This window comes from Latilactobacillus sakei subsp. sakei DSM 20017 = JCM 1157 (genome assembly GCF_002370355.1).
GTDB lineage: Bacteria > Bacillota > Bacilli > Lactobacillales > Lactobacillaceae > Latilactobacillus > Latilactobacillus sakei.
Window position 1 is genome coordinate 69,701 of record NZ_AP017929.1, and the last position, 14,298, is coordinate 83,998.

The 14,298-nt window shown below is 40.9% G+C and carries 13 protein-coding genes and 1 pseudogene; 2 read left to right on the forward strand and 12 right to left on the reverse strand.

Features of this window, described 5'->3' with window-relative positions; translation table 11 throughout:
- The first annotated feature begins 34 nt into the window (after nucleotides 1–34).
- Nucleotides 35–958: an ABC transporter substrate-binding protein gene (locus tag LEUCM_RS00480; RefSeq protein WP_016264665.1), complete on the forward strand. Its 924-nt coding sequence runs from the start codon at nucleotides 35–37 to the stop codon at nucleotides 956–958.
- A 178-nt stretch (nucleotides 959–1,136) separates the two neighbouring features.
- Here the strand turns inward: LEUCM_RS00480 and dltD are convergent, their stop codons facing one another.
- The 8 genes and pseudogenes from dltD to LEUCM_RS00520 all read right to left on the reverse strand — a co-directional run bounded on the left by dltD (nucleotide 1,137) and on the right by LEUCM_RS00520 (nucleotide 9,081).
- Entirely contained in the window at nucleotides 1,137–2,408 is a 1,272-nt protein-coding gene (gene dltD / locus LEUCM_RS00485) for a D-alanyl-lipoteichoic acid biosynthesis protein DltD (RefSeq protein WP_025016287.1), read from the reverse strand.
- Between the two features lies 1 nt (nucleotide 2,409).
- On the reverse strand, nucleotides 2,410–2,646 hold the full coding sequence (dltC, locus tag LEUCM_RS00490) for a D-alanine--poly(phosphoribitol) ligase subunit DltC (protein ID WP_011374106.1): 237 nt from the start codon (nucleotides 2,644–2,646) through the stop codon (nucleotides 2,410–2,412).
- Between the two features lie 29 nt (nucleotides 2,647–2,675).
- Nucleotides 2,676–3,884 (reverse strand): D-alanyl-lipoteichoic acid biosynthesis protein DltB, encoded by a 1,209-nt coding sequence (gene dltB, locus LEUCM_RS00495; protein ID WP_011374105.1) that lies wholly within the window; start codon nucleotides 3,882–3,884, stop codon nucleotides 2,676–2,678.
- Nucleotides 3,877–5,297 (reverse strand): annotated as a pseudogene (locus LEUCM_RS00500) (D-alanine--poly(phosphoribitol) ligase). Before LEUCM_RS00500 ends, dltB begins: the two are co-directional and overlap by 8 nt.
- Before the next feature lie 23 nt (nucleotides 5,298–5,320).
- The gene (locus LEUCM_RS00505) at nucleotides 5,321–5,479 is read right to left on the reverse strand and encodes a teichoic acid D-Ala incorporation-associated protein DltX (RefSeq protein ID WP_371857370.1); all 159 of its coding nucleotides are present in this window, start codon (nucleotides 5,477–5,479) and stop codon (nucleotides 5,321–5,323) included.
- Nucleotides 5,480–5,671: 192 nt separating this feature from the next.
- Entirely contained in the window at nucleotides 5,672–5,983 is a 312-nt protein-coding gene (gene trxA / locus LEUCM_RS00510) for a thioredoxin (RefSeq protein ID WP_011374103.1), read from the reverse strand.
- A 139-nt stretch (nucleotides 5,984–6,122) separates the two neighbouring features.
- Nucleotides 6,123–8,486, reverse strand: a complete 2,364-nt coding sequence (locus tag LEUCM_RS00515) for an endonuclease MutS2 (protein ID WP_025016289.1) — start codon at nucleotides 8,484–8,486, stop codon at nucleotides 6,123–6,125.
- A gap of 55 nt (nucleotides 8,487–8,541) precedes the next feature.
- Nucleotides 8,542–9,081, reverse strand: a complete 540-nt coding sequence (locus LEUCM_RS00520) for a CvpA family protein (RefSeq protein ID WP_016264660.1) — start codon at nucleotides 9,079–9,081, stop codon at nucleotides 8,542–8,544.
- A 193-nt stretch (nucleotides 9,082–9,274) separates the two neighbouring features.
- On the opposite strand from LEUCM_RS00520, the gene rnhC reads away from it, so the two are divergent.
- Nucleotides 9,275–10,192, forward strand: coding sequence for a ribonuclease HIII (rnhC, locus tag LEUCM_RS00525; protein WP_011374100.1), 918 nt, complete (start codon nucleotides 9,275–9,277; stop codon nucleotides 10,190–10,192).
- A gap of 187 nt (nucleotides 10,193–10,379) precedes the next feature.
- Here the strand turns inward: rnhC and LEUCM_RS00530 are convergent, their stop codons facing one another.
- The 4 genes from LEUCM_RS00530 to alaS all read right to left on the reverse strand — a co-directional run bounded on the left by LEUCM_RS00530 (nucleotide 10,380) and on the right by alaS (nucleotide 14,267).
- On the reverse strand, nucleotides 10,380–10,691 hold the full coding sequence (locus tag LEUCM_RS00530; protein ID WP_011374099.1) for a DUF1292 domain-containing protein: 312 nt from the start codon (nucleotides 10,689–10,691) through the stop codon (nucleotides 10,380–10,382).
- Nucleotides 10,692–10,740: 49 nt separating this feature from the next.
- Nucleotides 10,741–11,184, reverse strand: coding sequence for a Holliday junction resolvase RuvX (gene ruvX, locus LEUCM_RS00535; RefSeq protein ID WP_011374098.1), 444 nt, complete (start codon nucleotides 11,182–11,184; stop codon nucleotides 10,741–10,743).
- Nucleotides 11,184–11,444 (reverse strand): IreB family regulatory phosphoprotein, encoded by a 261-nt coding sequence (locus LEUCM_RS00540; protein ID WP_011374097.1) that lies wholly within the window; start codon nucleotides 11,442–11,444, stop codon nucleotides 11,184–11,186. Before LEUCM_RS00540 ends, ruvX begins: the two co-directional genes overlap by 1 nt.
- A 186-nt stretch (nucleotides 11,445–11,630) precedes the next feature.
- On the reverse strand, nucleotides 11,631–14,267 hold the full coding sequence (alaS, locus tag LEUCM_RS00545; protein ID WP_025016290.1) for an alanine--tRNA ligase: 2,637 nt from the start codon (nucleotides 14,265–14,267) through the stop codon (nucleotides 11,631–11,633).
- Between the last annotated feature and the right edge of the window lie 31 nt (nucleotides 14,268–14,298).

Here is a 14,298-nt window from a genome sequence, read left to right on the forward strand (position 1 = left end):
GAATAGTTCTCAATTATATTTTTGGAGGAAACTCATGAAAAAGTCAAGTCGTTTTATTGCCATTTTAGGATTAACGTCATTAATCATCTTAGCTAGTTGCCAAGCCAAAACAGCCACTAAGAAACAAACTCGAACCATAACCGATAGTATGGACCATAAGGTAAGCGTTCCCACACACCCCAAACGTGTTATTGGTTCATATCTAGAAGATTATCTTGTTTCGCTGGATATCAAACCAGTCGTGCAATGGTCTGTCAAAAACGGGACCAGTCGCCAAGACTACCTTGCAAAACACTTAAAAGATGTCCCTACTATCAACTATGATTTACCGTTTGAAGCTGTCGCCAAAGCTAAACCAGATCTGATTTTAGTGGGTGACAACAGCGCTGTTCAAGGTGGTAAATATGCTCAATACAACAAACTAGCACCGACCTACGTTGTTAAAAATGGTGCTAAAGTCAACTGGCGCACCCAATTGAAGGACGTTGCCAAAGCGGTCAACAAAGAAGATAAGGGTCAAGCCGTTTTAAAAGACTATGACCAAAAATTAGCCAGCGCCAAGAAAACAATCCAAACAAAAGCGCCGAATAAATCAGCCGCTGTTTTATGGGTTACAAATAACTCAGCCTTCATGGTCAATGATCACGCCGCAAGTGGCGCGCTTCTCTACCAAGATCTCGGTCTAAAAGAACCAGAGTTGGTTAAAACAATTTCTAAAAACGCAACTGCCGACTGGATGCCCGTTTCTTTAGAAAAACTAACTGAACTGGATGCCGATTATATTTTCCTAGTTAACAGCGACCGCGGGGCTGCTATGTTCAAGGAACCAATCTGGCAAAACGTCAAAGCCGTTAAGAACAAGCAACTCTATAGCTATGACAAATCATCAAGCTGGATGTACAAAGGCCCAATCGCGTATGAAGAAATGATCCAATCAGTATTAAAAGTCGTTAAATAAGAAGTGTGACTTCAACTGGGTGGTTTTGAGCATTTGCTTAACTTGGTGAATTAGCGATGCAATCGCTAGTTTGACAAGTGTTGCAAAGCACAGAAACCAGGTTGAATGAACACGTTATAAGAAGTGTGACTAAAACAACAAAAGAGCGTGCTGACCATGGTCAGCACGCTCTTTTAGTTTATTCTTCAAAATCTTGTACTTGATCACCAGCAACATCTTGCCATGAACGATCTAAGTAGTCATCTGATAATTTATATGAGACCTTACCAGCCTTCTTAGTGGCCATGAATGGTTGCACATGTTGGTCAACTTTCAACCAACCACGCCAGCCTAGATGAATGGTATCTTGCATAAAGTAATCTTCGTTACCATCTTTGGTCATATCAACAATATTGTTAAAGCCTTGTGATTTCAATTGGTAAGAAATCTTTGTCGAGAAGTTATTTAACATATCTTGTGATAAGCCCGTATAAGATGCCCACCGTGCGTTAACAGGTGGAATGATGAATTGCACTGCCATCTTGTGTTGTGCGAAGAAATCGAGCATCAACTGGAAGTCAGAAAATTCTGGTGAACTTTCATAGTTGAAGTTACTTTGTTCGCCCTTCAATTTCGCTTGATTTGGTAAAATCCGTTGTTCATAGAATTTCTTTTGAATCCCAAATGGATTACCAGCAGTTGCTTTGCGACCAAGTGTTGTGGCAACTTGGTCAAGTGTTTGTAAGTCTTGTTCATCTGGTAAAGCCTTCAAGCCTCTAGTTAATTCTTTTTCACGACCGTGAATGAATAATTGACTGAAGAGTTGATCTTGATGTTGCAAACCTGGGCGCTTAATGTTGTTGATATACACTTTTTGCACCGTTGTTAGCGGTAAGCCCAACGCCTTGTTCTTTAATGCATCCCGCATTACCCCACTGGTTGTATCACTCGTTAAATCTAGAATCCGTTTAGCTGCATATCGCGTTGCTGCTGAATCCTTAGCACGAACTAAGAAGTACGATGTTTGCAGTGGTGAATAGAAGAAATCAAACATTTCTGATTTAACCCCTCGTGGTACAAACCATTGTGGCGAAATAATCACGACCGCTTTCTTACCCGTTAGGTGTTGACCTGTCGCTTGTAGGGATAAGAAATGTGTTAATGACTGTGTACCAGGTGCGCCAATTAAGAACGGCTTATTTTTCCAATTATACTTTTCAGCCATCACAGAAGGATGCAAGGGATCCATTCGTGACAACTCAGAAGATCCGATAATAGGAATGTAATCCGCATTAAATGCAGCATCCTTGATGGCTTCACCTTTAATCACATTGGCTGACATTGATGTTGCCGCTGTTGATAAAGTCTTAGCACTCGGATGACTAAAGCGAAATGGCGATAATAGTAACGCGCCTAAGCACGCACCGGCAATTAACACTGGCCCAAAAATCAGCCACAATTTCTTAAACATCTTATTGCAATTCCTTTGCTTTGGCGATGATTTTGTTTGGTGTTGCCCATTCGTTACGATCGAATTCTGAAACTGGTACGTCGATGTCTAATTGACCTTGTAATTCAAGTAATAATTGAACAGTCGCCATTGAATCTAATGTCCCTGTTTCAAATAAATCCATATCCATATCATCTTTGATATCATCGTTACCTGTTAAATCTGCCAAAATTTCTACTACTGTGTTTTCTACATCCATGATTAAAACGCTCCTTCAATTGTTTGGTCTTAATGGAACCAGAGTCGGTCCAAGAAGCCTGAGAAAATTAAAAAACTTAAACATACTGTGTTAAATGTTGCAAAAATTGCGAGATAATTTGTCCAACGATTGCTGATAATGTGATCCTTATGTTTCTTCTTAAAGCGTAACCAGACATCTGTTAGGATAATCCAAATTGCATGGAATAATCCGTAAGCGATGTAATACCAGGTTAAGCCATGCCAGAAGCCCATCAATAAGAACAACGTTAAGTAGCCAAGATTGGCGATTAATACTTTACTCTTAGTAATTTTATGCTTCATCAAGAAGAACATGAGTCGCATGTAGATGTAATCTCTAAACCAAAATGATAACGTCATATGCCATCTGTTCCAGAATTCCTTGATATTTGGTGATGAGAATGGCTTGTTAAAGTTGATTGGTGTTTCAATCCCCATGACATAACTCGTCCCAACTGCGAATAAACTGTAACCCGCAAAATCAAAGAATAAATACATACTATAGACATACATGTAACCCACAAGGCCCCATGAAATATCTAAGAAACCGCCGCGACTTGCCATGGCTAAGTGCGCCATTCTTGGCAATAACAAGGTTCCGAATGCATAACCTAAGATAAACTTATACACAAACCCTAACATGAAGTTGTGCATTGCTTTCCCTAACATATCGATATAGTGATCACGTTCAGGTACTTTTAGATAATCCTTCTTAAAACGCCGGTAACGATCAATCGGACCGGATGAAATAGTTGGGAAGAACAGCATGAATTGTAAGAACAACCATGGCTCAAACTTCTTAATACTCCCATCACGGGTTTCCATAATCATGCCGACAGCTTTGAAGGTTAAATAACTAATCCCTAAGAAACCAATAATTGAATTCCGTCCTGGATTTAAAAATGGCACGAATTTAACAATGACTAGCGGCATGATGGCCAGGACAACCGCCAAGTCGAACAATGCTGTATTATTACGTTTTTGGCGATACACGGTGTAGCCCCAAATGAGAGCCCCTTCGAATATCACGTAGCCGATTAAAGCTAACCCTTGATTAATCTTATCACCGTCAAAGATTAAGACCAAAAAGAGCAGTGAAACAAGTGTTTCATAGATGTGCCACCGTTTACCATTTAAAAAACCAATGATTAGCGGCACTAACGCAATGCCTAAAATAATGAAGTAATTAGGATTTGCGTACGGTTGTAAATTAGGCATTCCCGTTTACCTCTTTAATCAACGCTTTACGATCAACCTTACCATTGACGGATAATGGTAAACTTTCTGGATAGACGAAACGTCGGGGAATCATGTAGGCCATTGTATTTTCAGCCAGGGCTGCTTTTAACGTTTTCGTTAATGTCGCATCCCCCACTTGACCTTCAGCTGGCACGACGTAAGCAATTAATTGCGTTACTTGGTGCGCCTTGTTGTAACGAGGAACCGTGCAAGCTTGTTTCACTTGTGCTAGTTGTCCTAAATGATGATCGATTTCTTCTAGTTCAATCCGATAACCATGCATCTTAACTTGGAAATCAGTCCGCCCTTTGTAGAAGATTAATTGATTGTCATCGGCAACCACTAAGTCTCCTGAATGATAGAAACGTTGGCCATCTTTTTCGAAAAAGGCAGCGTTCGTTTTTTCGGGATTATTTAAGTAGCCTTTAGAAACACTAGGGCCACTAATCAATAATTCACCAGGTTGGCCAGGTGCGACTTCGTTGTTTTGTTCATCAACCACAACCGTCTTCGTATCAGCCTTTGTATAACCAATTGGTAACCGATCATACTGTGCTAGAATATCAGCGGTAATTTCGATGCTGGTCATTGCGACCGTTGCTTCTGTTGGCCCGTAAGTATTGAACACGTTGGTGCGAGTAAACAGATTTCAACAAATGATGGTGTTGAAACCCATTCGTTAACCTTCAAGGTTGGCAATACTTCAAATAAAGTCTTGAAGTTGTCCGTAATTTCTTTTTCTAAAATTACTAATGTTGCGCCTGAGCAAAGCCCTGGATAAAGGTTCATGACTGATAAATCGAATGAGTATGGGGCTTGAATTAAGACCCGACTATTATCAGCAACGCCAAATGCTGGGTTAGCCCAATCAACGAAACTCAAAAGGTTGTTTTCACTAATTTGAACCCCTTTTGGTAAACCAGTTGTCCCAGAGGTGAAAATAATGTAGAAGTTATCGTCACCTTGAACACTTTGTTGTGCGTCGTAATCCGTTGCACCGTTTGCCACAACGTCTGCTAATGTCGCTTCTTGGAAGACAGGCATATCAACATTAATTTGACTAGCTGGTGCCCATGATAGGACAGCCGCTGGTTTAGCAACAGATTCAATTTGTTGAATCCGCTCTGCATCTGAGTGTTGTTCAACCGGAATGTAGGCATGGCCTGCTTTGACAGCACCTAAGAATGTCGCCACCATTTCGAACTGTTGGCCCCCAAAAACAATCACTGGGGCGCCTTTAGGCAATGCTTGGTCTTGGATAAACGCCGCGATTCGATCGGATGCAACTTTTAAGTCTGCATATGAATACTGCGTTTGACCGTATTGATACGCTACAGTTTGCGGTTGTTCAATCGCAATTGTATCAATTTTTTGAATAATGCTATTTGTCATCACCATTACGCTCCTTCATTAAACTAAAATTCATTATAAATAAATTTAGGGCTACCAATACCACTGTAATCGTACAGGTAGAGTAAAATTAAGAGAATTATAAAATATATAATCGTTCTGCCAATGAAATTGACAACTGGTTTTTGCCAAAAATTAAGGATTTTTTGTCCCATTTTCACCATTTCTTTCTCTTTTTTTCTGATTGGTACGCTATATTACCTTATTAAAGGTACCATACTGGTTTAATAACAACCACTAACATTTTTGTCACACATTATTGGGGACTAAAAAAGGACCTGGTAAAGAAATTCTCCCCCTGGTCCTTCAGTTGTTAGAGACGTTTTTCAACGCATGCTTACAATCGTCATTGTGCTCTAATCAGTATATTTAGCTAATGTTTCCGTTAATTGTTCCTTATTGTGGAAGCCAGTAATTGTTTCGACAACTTGCCCATCTTTTTTAACGAGCAATGTTGGAATAGCCATGATCCCAAATTTAGCTGGGGTATCAGGGTTGGCATCCACATCCATCTTTGTGAATTTAACCTTATCATTTGTTTGTGCTAACTCTTCAATGACAGGTGATTGCATCCGACAAGGACCACACCAAGTAGCCCAAAAGTCTGTTAAAACAACACCTTGGCTTGTTTCTGCTTCAAAATCTTTATCCGTTAAAACATCTACCATATCCGCACCTCCTATAATCAGTTGTGTAAAACCGATTGCTTACTTTTAGTCTACACTTTTGCCCGTCAAAAAACAATTAAAAAAACTCAAAAGCCGGCATTACCAATGCACTAGCCTCTGAGTTTTCAACTTAAGGACCTTACTTAAATGTCACAATGGTTGCACCATTACCACCAGCATTAGCTGGTGCATATTCGTACTTCTTCACTTGACGGTTAGCTTGGAGGTATTCTTGAACCCCTTGGCGAATCGCGCCAGTCCCTTTACCATGGACAATCGTGACTTGTTGATAATTAGCTAATAGCGCCGCATCAATGTATTGATCCACTTCGGCCATTGCTTCTTCATAGCGTTTGCCTCGTAAATCCAATTGTGCTTTAACGTGGCGTGCGCCACCGCTATTAACGGTTGTCACATGGCGTTGTGGTCGGTTATCTTCAACGACTTTTTGCTTTTCTAAATCGTCATTAGCAATCTTCATCTTGATGATGCCCATTTGGACTTCCCAATTTTTCGAATCGACTTGGCGAATTAAAGTGCCTCGTTGGCCGTAAGACGTGACCAAGACGTCATCCCCAACTTTAAGCGTTTGACGCCGCTTAGCCCGTTGGAGGACCTTATTTTTCTTCAAGGTTGTTTCTTGATGTAATTGCCCTAATTCAGCCTTGGCATCGATTAATTGATTTTCCTTAATCCGTGCGCCTTGATTCATCTGCATATCACGTAATTTAGTGATGACTTTATCCGCTTTGACTTCAGCTTTTTCGACAATCGCATTCGCTTTTTCCTTAGCCTTCGCCATTTCCGTTTCACGATCTTCAAAGAATTGTTGATAAGCTGTTGAGAGTTGTTGATGTAGATCCGTCGCTTCCGTCAATTCATGCCGTAGTGCTTGGTATTCTGTTTCAGCCGCTTTACGTTGATTTTCAAGATCGGTAATCATATTGTTCAAATCTTGGCTTTCATCGTTCATTAACTGTTTCGCTTGATCGACGATTGAATTTGGTAAGCCTAGGCGCGTTGAAATATCAAACGCATTACTCCGACCAGGCACCCCAATTAAAAGACGGTACGTTGGCTGTAAAGTCGCCACATCAAATTCCATGCTGGCATTAATTGTTTGTGGTCGATTGTAGCCATAAATCTTCAATTCAGGATAATGAGTTGACGCAACCACGTTGGCTCCGACAATCCCGATTTGATCCAAGATGGCAATCGCTAAAGCGGCCCCTTCTTGCGGATCAGTCCCGGCACCTAATTCATCTAATAGCACCAAACTCCGATCATCAATCTGTTTGAGAATCTGAATGATATTTTCCATGTGTGCTGAGAAAGTACTCAAGTTTTGTTCGATTGATTGTTCGTCACCAATATCAGCAAAGATATCTGAGAAGACACCAACTTGGCTTTCTTCACGCGCAGTAATGAATAACCCTGATTGGGCCATCACTTGGACTAAGCCCAACGTTTTAAGTGTGATGGTTTTACCACCGGTATTCGGACCAGTTACCACAATCGCTTGATAATCCGCACCGATTGCAATATCATTGGCCACGACTTTAGTCGCATCAATTAAAGGATGCCGTGCCTGTTTTAAATCGACATGGTTTTCCGCATTGATTAAAGGTTCCGTTGCTTTTAGAGCTTTCGCAAGTTGGGCCTTAGCATTCACGAAATCAAGTTGACCCAATAATTCAGCATTCGCTAAAATATTGTGACGTTCCGGCATGATGGCTTCTGATAATTCCGCCAAAATCCGTTCGATTTCTTGTTGTTCTTCAATTTGTAATTGGCGCAAACGGTTATTTAATTCCATAATCGCTTGGGGTTCCATGAATAGGGTTTGCCCACTGGCACTTTGATCATGTACCACACCACCGAATTGGCCGCGGTATTCTTGTTTAACAGGAATCACGTAGCGGTCGTTACGAATCGTCACGATCGGATCACTTAAATATTTAGCCTTGGCACCGTGTGTGTAGCTGGCCATCCGACTTCTAATCTGGCCTTCTAACTGCTTCAAGCCCGTTCTTAAACCGCGTAACTTGGTTGAAGCAGTATCTAAAATGGCACCATCATCAGCCACCGAACTTCTAATTCGTTCGGTTAATTGCGGTAACGTGACAAATTGCGCTACTAATTCGGGTAAGGCTTTTAATTCGAGTTCGTCTTTTTCCAGGTCATCAAAGAAACGAACCACGGCAGATGTCGCACGTAAAACGCGCCCGATTTGAGCGAGCTCACTACCATTTAACATCGCACCGATTTCAATTCGTTTTAAATGTGGTCTGATATTTTCCAGTTGGGGCAATGGAATGCCACCTTTTAACCGTTCGATATCAACACCATCTTTGGTTTGGTTTAAGCGAATCTGAATCAGATCTGCTTCATTAATCGGTTCTAAAGTTGCTATTTGTTCTTGACCAAATGCTGTAATCGCATAGCCTTGCAACATTTGTTTAATTTTATCGTACTCTAATGTTTTTAATATTTTATGATTCATTTCTGTTAACTCCTTCTAAAAAAGGGGCGACCTTCGTCAGCCCCTTACAACTATGTTAACCAACTATCCACCATTGCGTTACAAGTGAGGTTAATAGTGGTGTTTTAAGCACCATCATCTTAGCGAGCCACGAATGGGCCAACATGTTCTGTAACCCGTCAACTGGTACTAAGGCCAAGACATATAACACTAAGAAAATCCCAATATAGACAACGATGAAGTTTAAAACACCACCTAAAACCTTATTAAATCGACTGAAAACATACATAAACGTTAACGAGTTCAGTAATAAGCCAATAAAACGAATAATCAGGCCACTGATGAACATCACTAATACAAAGGCCACACCGATATAAAAAGCTTTATCGAGTGATAACCCCACCTTCTGTTGGAAAAAGGCAAAGTAACTTTCTTCTGTTGCCGATGGATACGGCACTAACAAATTCAATTTAGGTCCGAGTGTCTGACTCAATGGAACCGCAATCCAAAAGGCGATAAAATAACCAATTGCATAAACGACCTGTAAGACAATTCCCCGGCGCATCCCAGTATAAACCGCATGTAACAACATTAAGATAATAATTAGACTTAGCATAATTTCCCCTTAACCGCGCTTTTAATTTGATATGATTCATCACTATCAGGCCAACCAGCTATTTCTGGTAACCTGCTTCAGACATCGCAAATAAAATTTGCTACTTCAACTGAACTATTTTATCATGAAATAAGGAGAAGTAGCAATTTTACCATTAATATCTTATTTTACCATTCATTGAGGAGGATGGCGCATGCAAGCTGTGATAAAAATGACCCCAGCGCAATTAAAAACAATTCAACAAACTTATCCGTCCAACCGTCCCCTACCACCTGGTGCCGTTTTTGCCCACCGTGGCAACGGTTTGAACGTTACCGGCTATCGCTCCGGCAAAGTCCTTTTTCAAGGCGCAACAGCCGAAGCAGCCGCTGCTAAATGGGGCCCACTAGCACCTGCCAAGAAAAGTAAGGCTACTAAGGGGTCTGCTAAAGGTGACACGCTACCACCCGATTTTGCTAACTGGTCGGTTATCGGCTCAGATGAAGTTGGTAATGGCAGTTACTTTGGCCCACTGACGATTGCCGCCGTCTATGTCAGTCAGGAAAATCTCAGCTTTGTCCGCAATTTAGGCGTCGCTGATTCAAAAACATTAACTGACGCTCAGATTGATCAGATGGCGATTAAAATGATGACCAAACTCCCTTATCATATCGTCAATATCATGCCGCAAAAGTATAACCAAGTTCACGAACAAATGAATATCGAAAAAATGAAGGCGGTCAGCCATAACTTCGCCCTCTTAAAAGTTTTGAAAAAAATCCAACCTGATCAGCCCCAAGGCATTTTAATCGATCAATTCGAACCTCGTGCCACCTACTATCGTTATTTAAAAGACGAACCGGTGGTATTACGAGATAACGTCTACTTTACAACTAAAGCGGAACAGTTTCATCTAGCGGTTGCGGCAGCTTCTATTATTGCCCGCCATCAAGCTAACCTATCAATGATTGAACTTTCCAAACTCGCTGGACGCGACATCCCAGTCGGTGCACACAAATCGATCGACAAAATTGCGGCTGATTTATTGGACCAAGGCGGTTTAGAATACCTAGGCCAATTTGCTAAATTGCATTTTATTAACACCAAAAAAGCACAGGCTTTACGCTCATAATGATAATAGGGACCAAGACGATTTAGCGTCTTGATCCCTATTTTTTTTATAGCATAGCCTCATTAAAACGTGCCTCCCAAGCTAGATTTCTGCGCTTAGCGCCGGTTGTCAGATTAGCGATATAATCGCTAATCCGACAACCTATGCTAATGCTCAATATCTGATCAAGCTTGAGAGGCACTCTGTTTTATTGCATATTGTCGTCTGCTAAGAATGTGTTTAGGACTTCTTCTACCATTTCCCATTCTTCATCATCTTCGATTGGGAAGAGATCGCCTTGGCTGGCGTCTCCTGCAACGTCTGATGTGAATGCAAAAGCTTGGATGTCGACTTCTTCGTCTTCAGCTGAGCTTGCTGGGTATAATAGGACATATGATTTACCGTAATCTTCAGAATCAAAAGTAAAGAGCACTTGGTATAATTCTTCGTTACCTTGATCATCGATTAAAGTAATTTCTTGTTCTGCTTCTTGGTGGATGTTCTTATTTGTTTCAGTCATTCATCAAAACCCCTTAATATTTAATTATCAAATTCATTAACCGGTTGCTTTAATACCCTTGTTTCGTCAAAGGGCCCTTAGCATCCAAATAATTCTGCAAAATCATTACCGCAGCAAGTTTATCAATCACTTGCTTACGCTTTTTCCGTGAGGTGTCAGCTTGTTCAACTAACATCCGTTCAGCCTGAACAGTTGTTAGTCGTTCATCAATATAATCAACTGGGATCTCTGGGAATAACTCGGTTAACATGGCACCGTATTCCTGTGCTTTAACCGCCCGGGGGCCGATTGAATTATTCATATTCTTAGGTAACCCCAAGACAAAGCCCGTTACTTGGTGCTGTGCAACGAGTTCCTTCACTCGGTCTAAACCAAATTCAGATTCATCTTCATTAATTCTAATGATTTCAACACCTTGGGCGGTCCAACCAAATAAATCGCTCACAGCAATACCGACGGTTCTTGAACCGACATCAAATCCCATTAAGCGCATTATTTAGTATTCCCCTTATCAAGATAGTTCTTCACGAGTTCTTCGATAATCTCATCTCGTTCGTGCTTACGAATTAAGTTACGAGCGTCGTTATAGCGTGGAATGTAAGCAGGATCCCCTGATAGCAGGTAGCCGACAATCTGGTTAATTGGATTATAGCCCTTATCTTCTAAAGTTTGGTAGACCGTTACCAATGTTTCATGCACATTCTTAGGACTATTCTTACCAAAATCAAAATGGACTGTTTTATCTAGATTCATCTCTCAACACCTCAACTTTTCGCTACTTATACAACCATATTCTACTCGAAAATCAGTAAAAGTACAACTCGCATCACTCGGTTGTCATAATGCTGAATATCCACTATACCACAATTCAAACGGAACATGCTGTTTTCTGCAAAAAAATAAAGTTGATTAAAAATAATCAACTTTATTTTTTATCTATTAAGCTAAGAATTCTTTAGCAGCTGCCAAAGCATCTGGAATCCCAGCTGGATTTTTACCACCAGCTTGGGCCATATCAGGACGGCCACCACCGCCACCACCAACAAGTGGGGCGATTTGTTTGATTAAGTCACCAGCTTTGATCCCAGCTTTAATCGCATCAGGAGCTACTGCCACAATCAAACTAACCTTGTCACCCGCAACAGTTGCGAGCACTAAGACGTCTGAAATTTGTTTTTGTTGCCATTTATCCGCTAATTGCCGTAATTCATTCATCCCGGCAACCTTTGCATCTGCTGCCACTAAGCGCCATTGACCTGCATCAACAACATTTTCAAAAACATTGCCGGCTTGTTCTTGCGCAAATTTAGCTTTTAATTGTTCATTTTCTTTTTGTTCTGCTTTTAAATCAGCTTGTAATTGTTGAATCTTCTTAGGAAGATCCTTTGTTTGTGCAACTTTTAATTCACCAGCTAATTCATTTAAAAGCACTTGTTTGTCATTTAAATATTTAAAGGCTGCCTTAGAAGTAACGGCTTCAATCCGACGTGTGCCAGCCCCAATACCTGATTCACTGGTAATCTTGAACAAGCCAAGATCTGAAGTGTTATTAGCATGTGTCCCACCACAAAGTTCCATTGAGTAATCCCCAATTTGAACAACACGAACTGTTTTACCATATTTTTCAGTAAAGAGCGCGATGGCCCCCATTTGTTTAGCTGTTTCAATATCGGTTTCAACCGTATTAACTGGAAGAGCTGCCCAAATCTTATCGTTTACGATTTGTTCCACTTCAGCTAATTGGTCTGGTGTCACTTGGCCCAGGTTAGTGAAATCAAAACGTAAGTAATCAGGTTCCACTAATGAACCAGCTTGATGAGTATGTTCGCCTAACACATCTCTTAATGCTTGATCCAATAAATGGGTTGCCGTATGGTTCTTAACAACGCCGCCTCTGAAAGTTGGATCAACAGATAAGGTATAGTGGACGCCACTGATCATTTCTTTTAACACTTTAACAGTGTGTAAAGGTTGGCCATTTGGTGCGTATTGAACGTCTGTCACTTCAGCAACCACTTGACCGGCAAGGTTCTTGATAATCCCTTGATCAGCCACTTGGCCCCCCATTTCAGCGTAAAACGGTGTTGCTTCAAAGACTAATTGCGCAACGCCGGTTGTCACACTTTCTTGTTCAGCATTATCTTGAATGATATCTGCTAGACGACTTTCAGTTTCTAATTCGCTGTAACCTGTGAATTCACTCTTAGTCTTGATGTTTAATAAGACTTCGTTTTGTGAGCCCATTGATTGTTCATCGCTCCGTGCATTACGAGCACGTGCTTTTTGAGCAGCCATTTCCTTTTCAAAACCAGCTTGATCAACGGTTAAACCTTCATCTTCAGCATATTCAGTTGTTAATTCGATTGGGAAACCAAATGTATCAAAGAGTTTGAAAGCATCTGCGCCGTTAATTTCAGTTTCGTTTTCAGCTTTAACGGCTTCGATTGTTTGGTTTAATAAGCGTAACCCATCATTTAAAGTTTCGCGGAAACGATCTTCTTCAGAACGGATCACTTTTTCAATGAAGTCTTTTTGTTCTAGGACATCTGGGTAATAGCTGTGCATAATTTCGCCAACGATTGGGACTAATTTGTACATGAAAGCGTCGTTGATGCCTAACTTCTTACCGTTTAAGATGGCCCGACGGATTAAACGACGGAGCACATAACCGCGTCCTTCGTTAGCTGGCATTGCGCCATCGCCAATCGCAAAGGTAACTGCCCGTGCATGATCGGCGATAATCTTAAATGAAATATCGTCAGCGGCATTTTGACCGTATTGTTTATGGTCACTCATTGCAGCTGTGGCTTCAATCAATGGCATAAATAAATCTGTTTCAAAGTTAGTTGGGGCTTCTTGAATCACTGAGACAAGTCGTTCAAGACCCATCCCCGTATCAATATTTTTGTGTGGTTGTTCGACATATTCACCGTTTGGTAAGTGATTAAATTCTGAGAACACGATATTCCAAACTTCGAGATAACGTTCATTTTCGCCGCCAGGGTAGTTTTCAGGATCGTCTTCACTTACATTGTTGAAGCTTTGACCACGATCGTAGAAAATTTCTGAATCGGGACCACATGGGCCTTCACCGATATCCCAGAAATTATCTTCAACTTCGATAATTCGGTCTTCTGCTAAACCAACTTTTTCGTGCCAGATGCGGTGCGCATCCTTATCCTTAGGATAAACCGTCACATAAAGTTTTTCAGGATCTAAACCAATCCACTTGTCGCTTGTTAAGAATTCCCAAGCCCAAGGAATAGCATCTTCTTTAAAGTAATCACCAACAGAGAAGTTACCGAGCATTTCGAAGAATGTATGATGACGGGCAGTCTTACCAACGTTTTCGATATCGTTTGTCCGGATACTCTTTTGTGCATTTGTAATCCGCGGATTATTAGGCACAACACGGCCATCAAAATATTTCTTCAAAGTGGCAACCCCAGAGTTAATCCATAATAACGTTGGATCTTCGTCTGGAATCAATGAGGCACTTGGTTCAACATCATGGCCTTTTTCTTTAAAAAAGTCTAAAAACATTTGGCGCACTTGGGCGCTTGTGAGTTGTTTCATATCATTCTCTCCTTAAAAAATAAAACACCGC

Coding starts and splice junctions, on each gene's coding strand:
- LEUCM_RS00480 (WP_016264665.1), top strand. CDS start 35: ATGAAAAAGTCAAGTCGTTTTATTGCCATTTTAGGATTAACGTCATTA.
- dltD (WP_025016287.1), bottom strand. CDS start 2,408: ATGTTTAAGAAATTGTGGCTGATTTTTGGGCCAGTGTTAATTGCCGGT.
- dltC (WP_011374106.1), bottom strand. CDS start 2,646: ATGGATGTAGAAAACACAGTAGTAGAAATTTTGGCAGATTTAACAGGT.
- dltB (WP_011374105.1), bottom strand. CDS start 3,884: ATGCCTAATTTACAACCGTACGCAAATCCTAATTACTTCATTATTTTA.
- LEUCM_RS00505 (WP_371857370.1), bottom strand. CDS start 5,479: ATGGTGAAAATGGGACAAAAAATCCTTAATTTTTGGCAAAAACCAGTT.
- trxA (WP_011374103.1), bottom strand. CDS start 5,983: ATGGTAGATGTTTTAACGGATAAAGATTTTGAAGCAGAAACAAGCCAA.
- LEUCM_RS00515 (WP_025016289.1), bottom strand. CDS start 8,486: ATGAATCATAAAATATTAAAAACATTAGAGTACGATAAAATTAAACAA.
- LEUCM_RS00520 (WP_016264660.1), bottom strand. CDS start 9,081: ATGCTAAGTCTAATTATTATCTTAATGTTGTTACATGCGGTTTATACT.
- rnhC (WP_011374100.1), top strand. CDS start 9,275: ATGCAAGCTGTGATAAAAATGACCCCAGCGCAATTAAAAACAATTCAA.
- LEUCM_RS00530 (WP_011374099.1), bottom strand. CDS start 10,691: ATGACTGAAACAAATAAGAACATCCACCAAGAAGCAGAACAAGAAATT.
- ruvX (WP_011374098.1), bottom strand. CDS start 11,184: ATGCGCTTAATGGGATTTGATGTCGGTTCAAGAACCGTCGGTATTGCT.
- LEUCM_RS00540 (WP_011374097.1), bottom strand. CDS start 11,444: ATGAATCTAGATAAAACAGTCCATTTTGATTTTGGTAAGAATAGTCCT.
- alaS (WP_025016290.1), bottom strand. CDS start 14,267: ATGAAACAACTCACAAGCGCCCAAGTGCGCCAAATGTTTTTAGACTTT.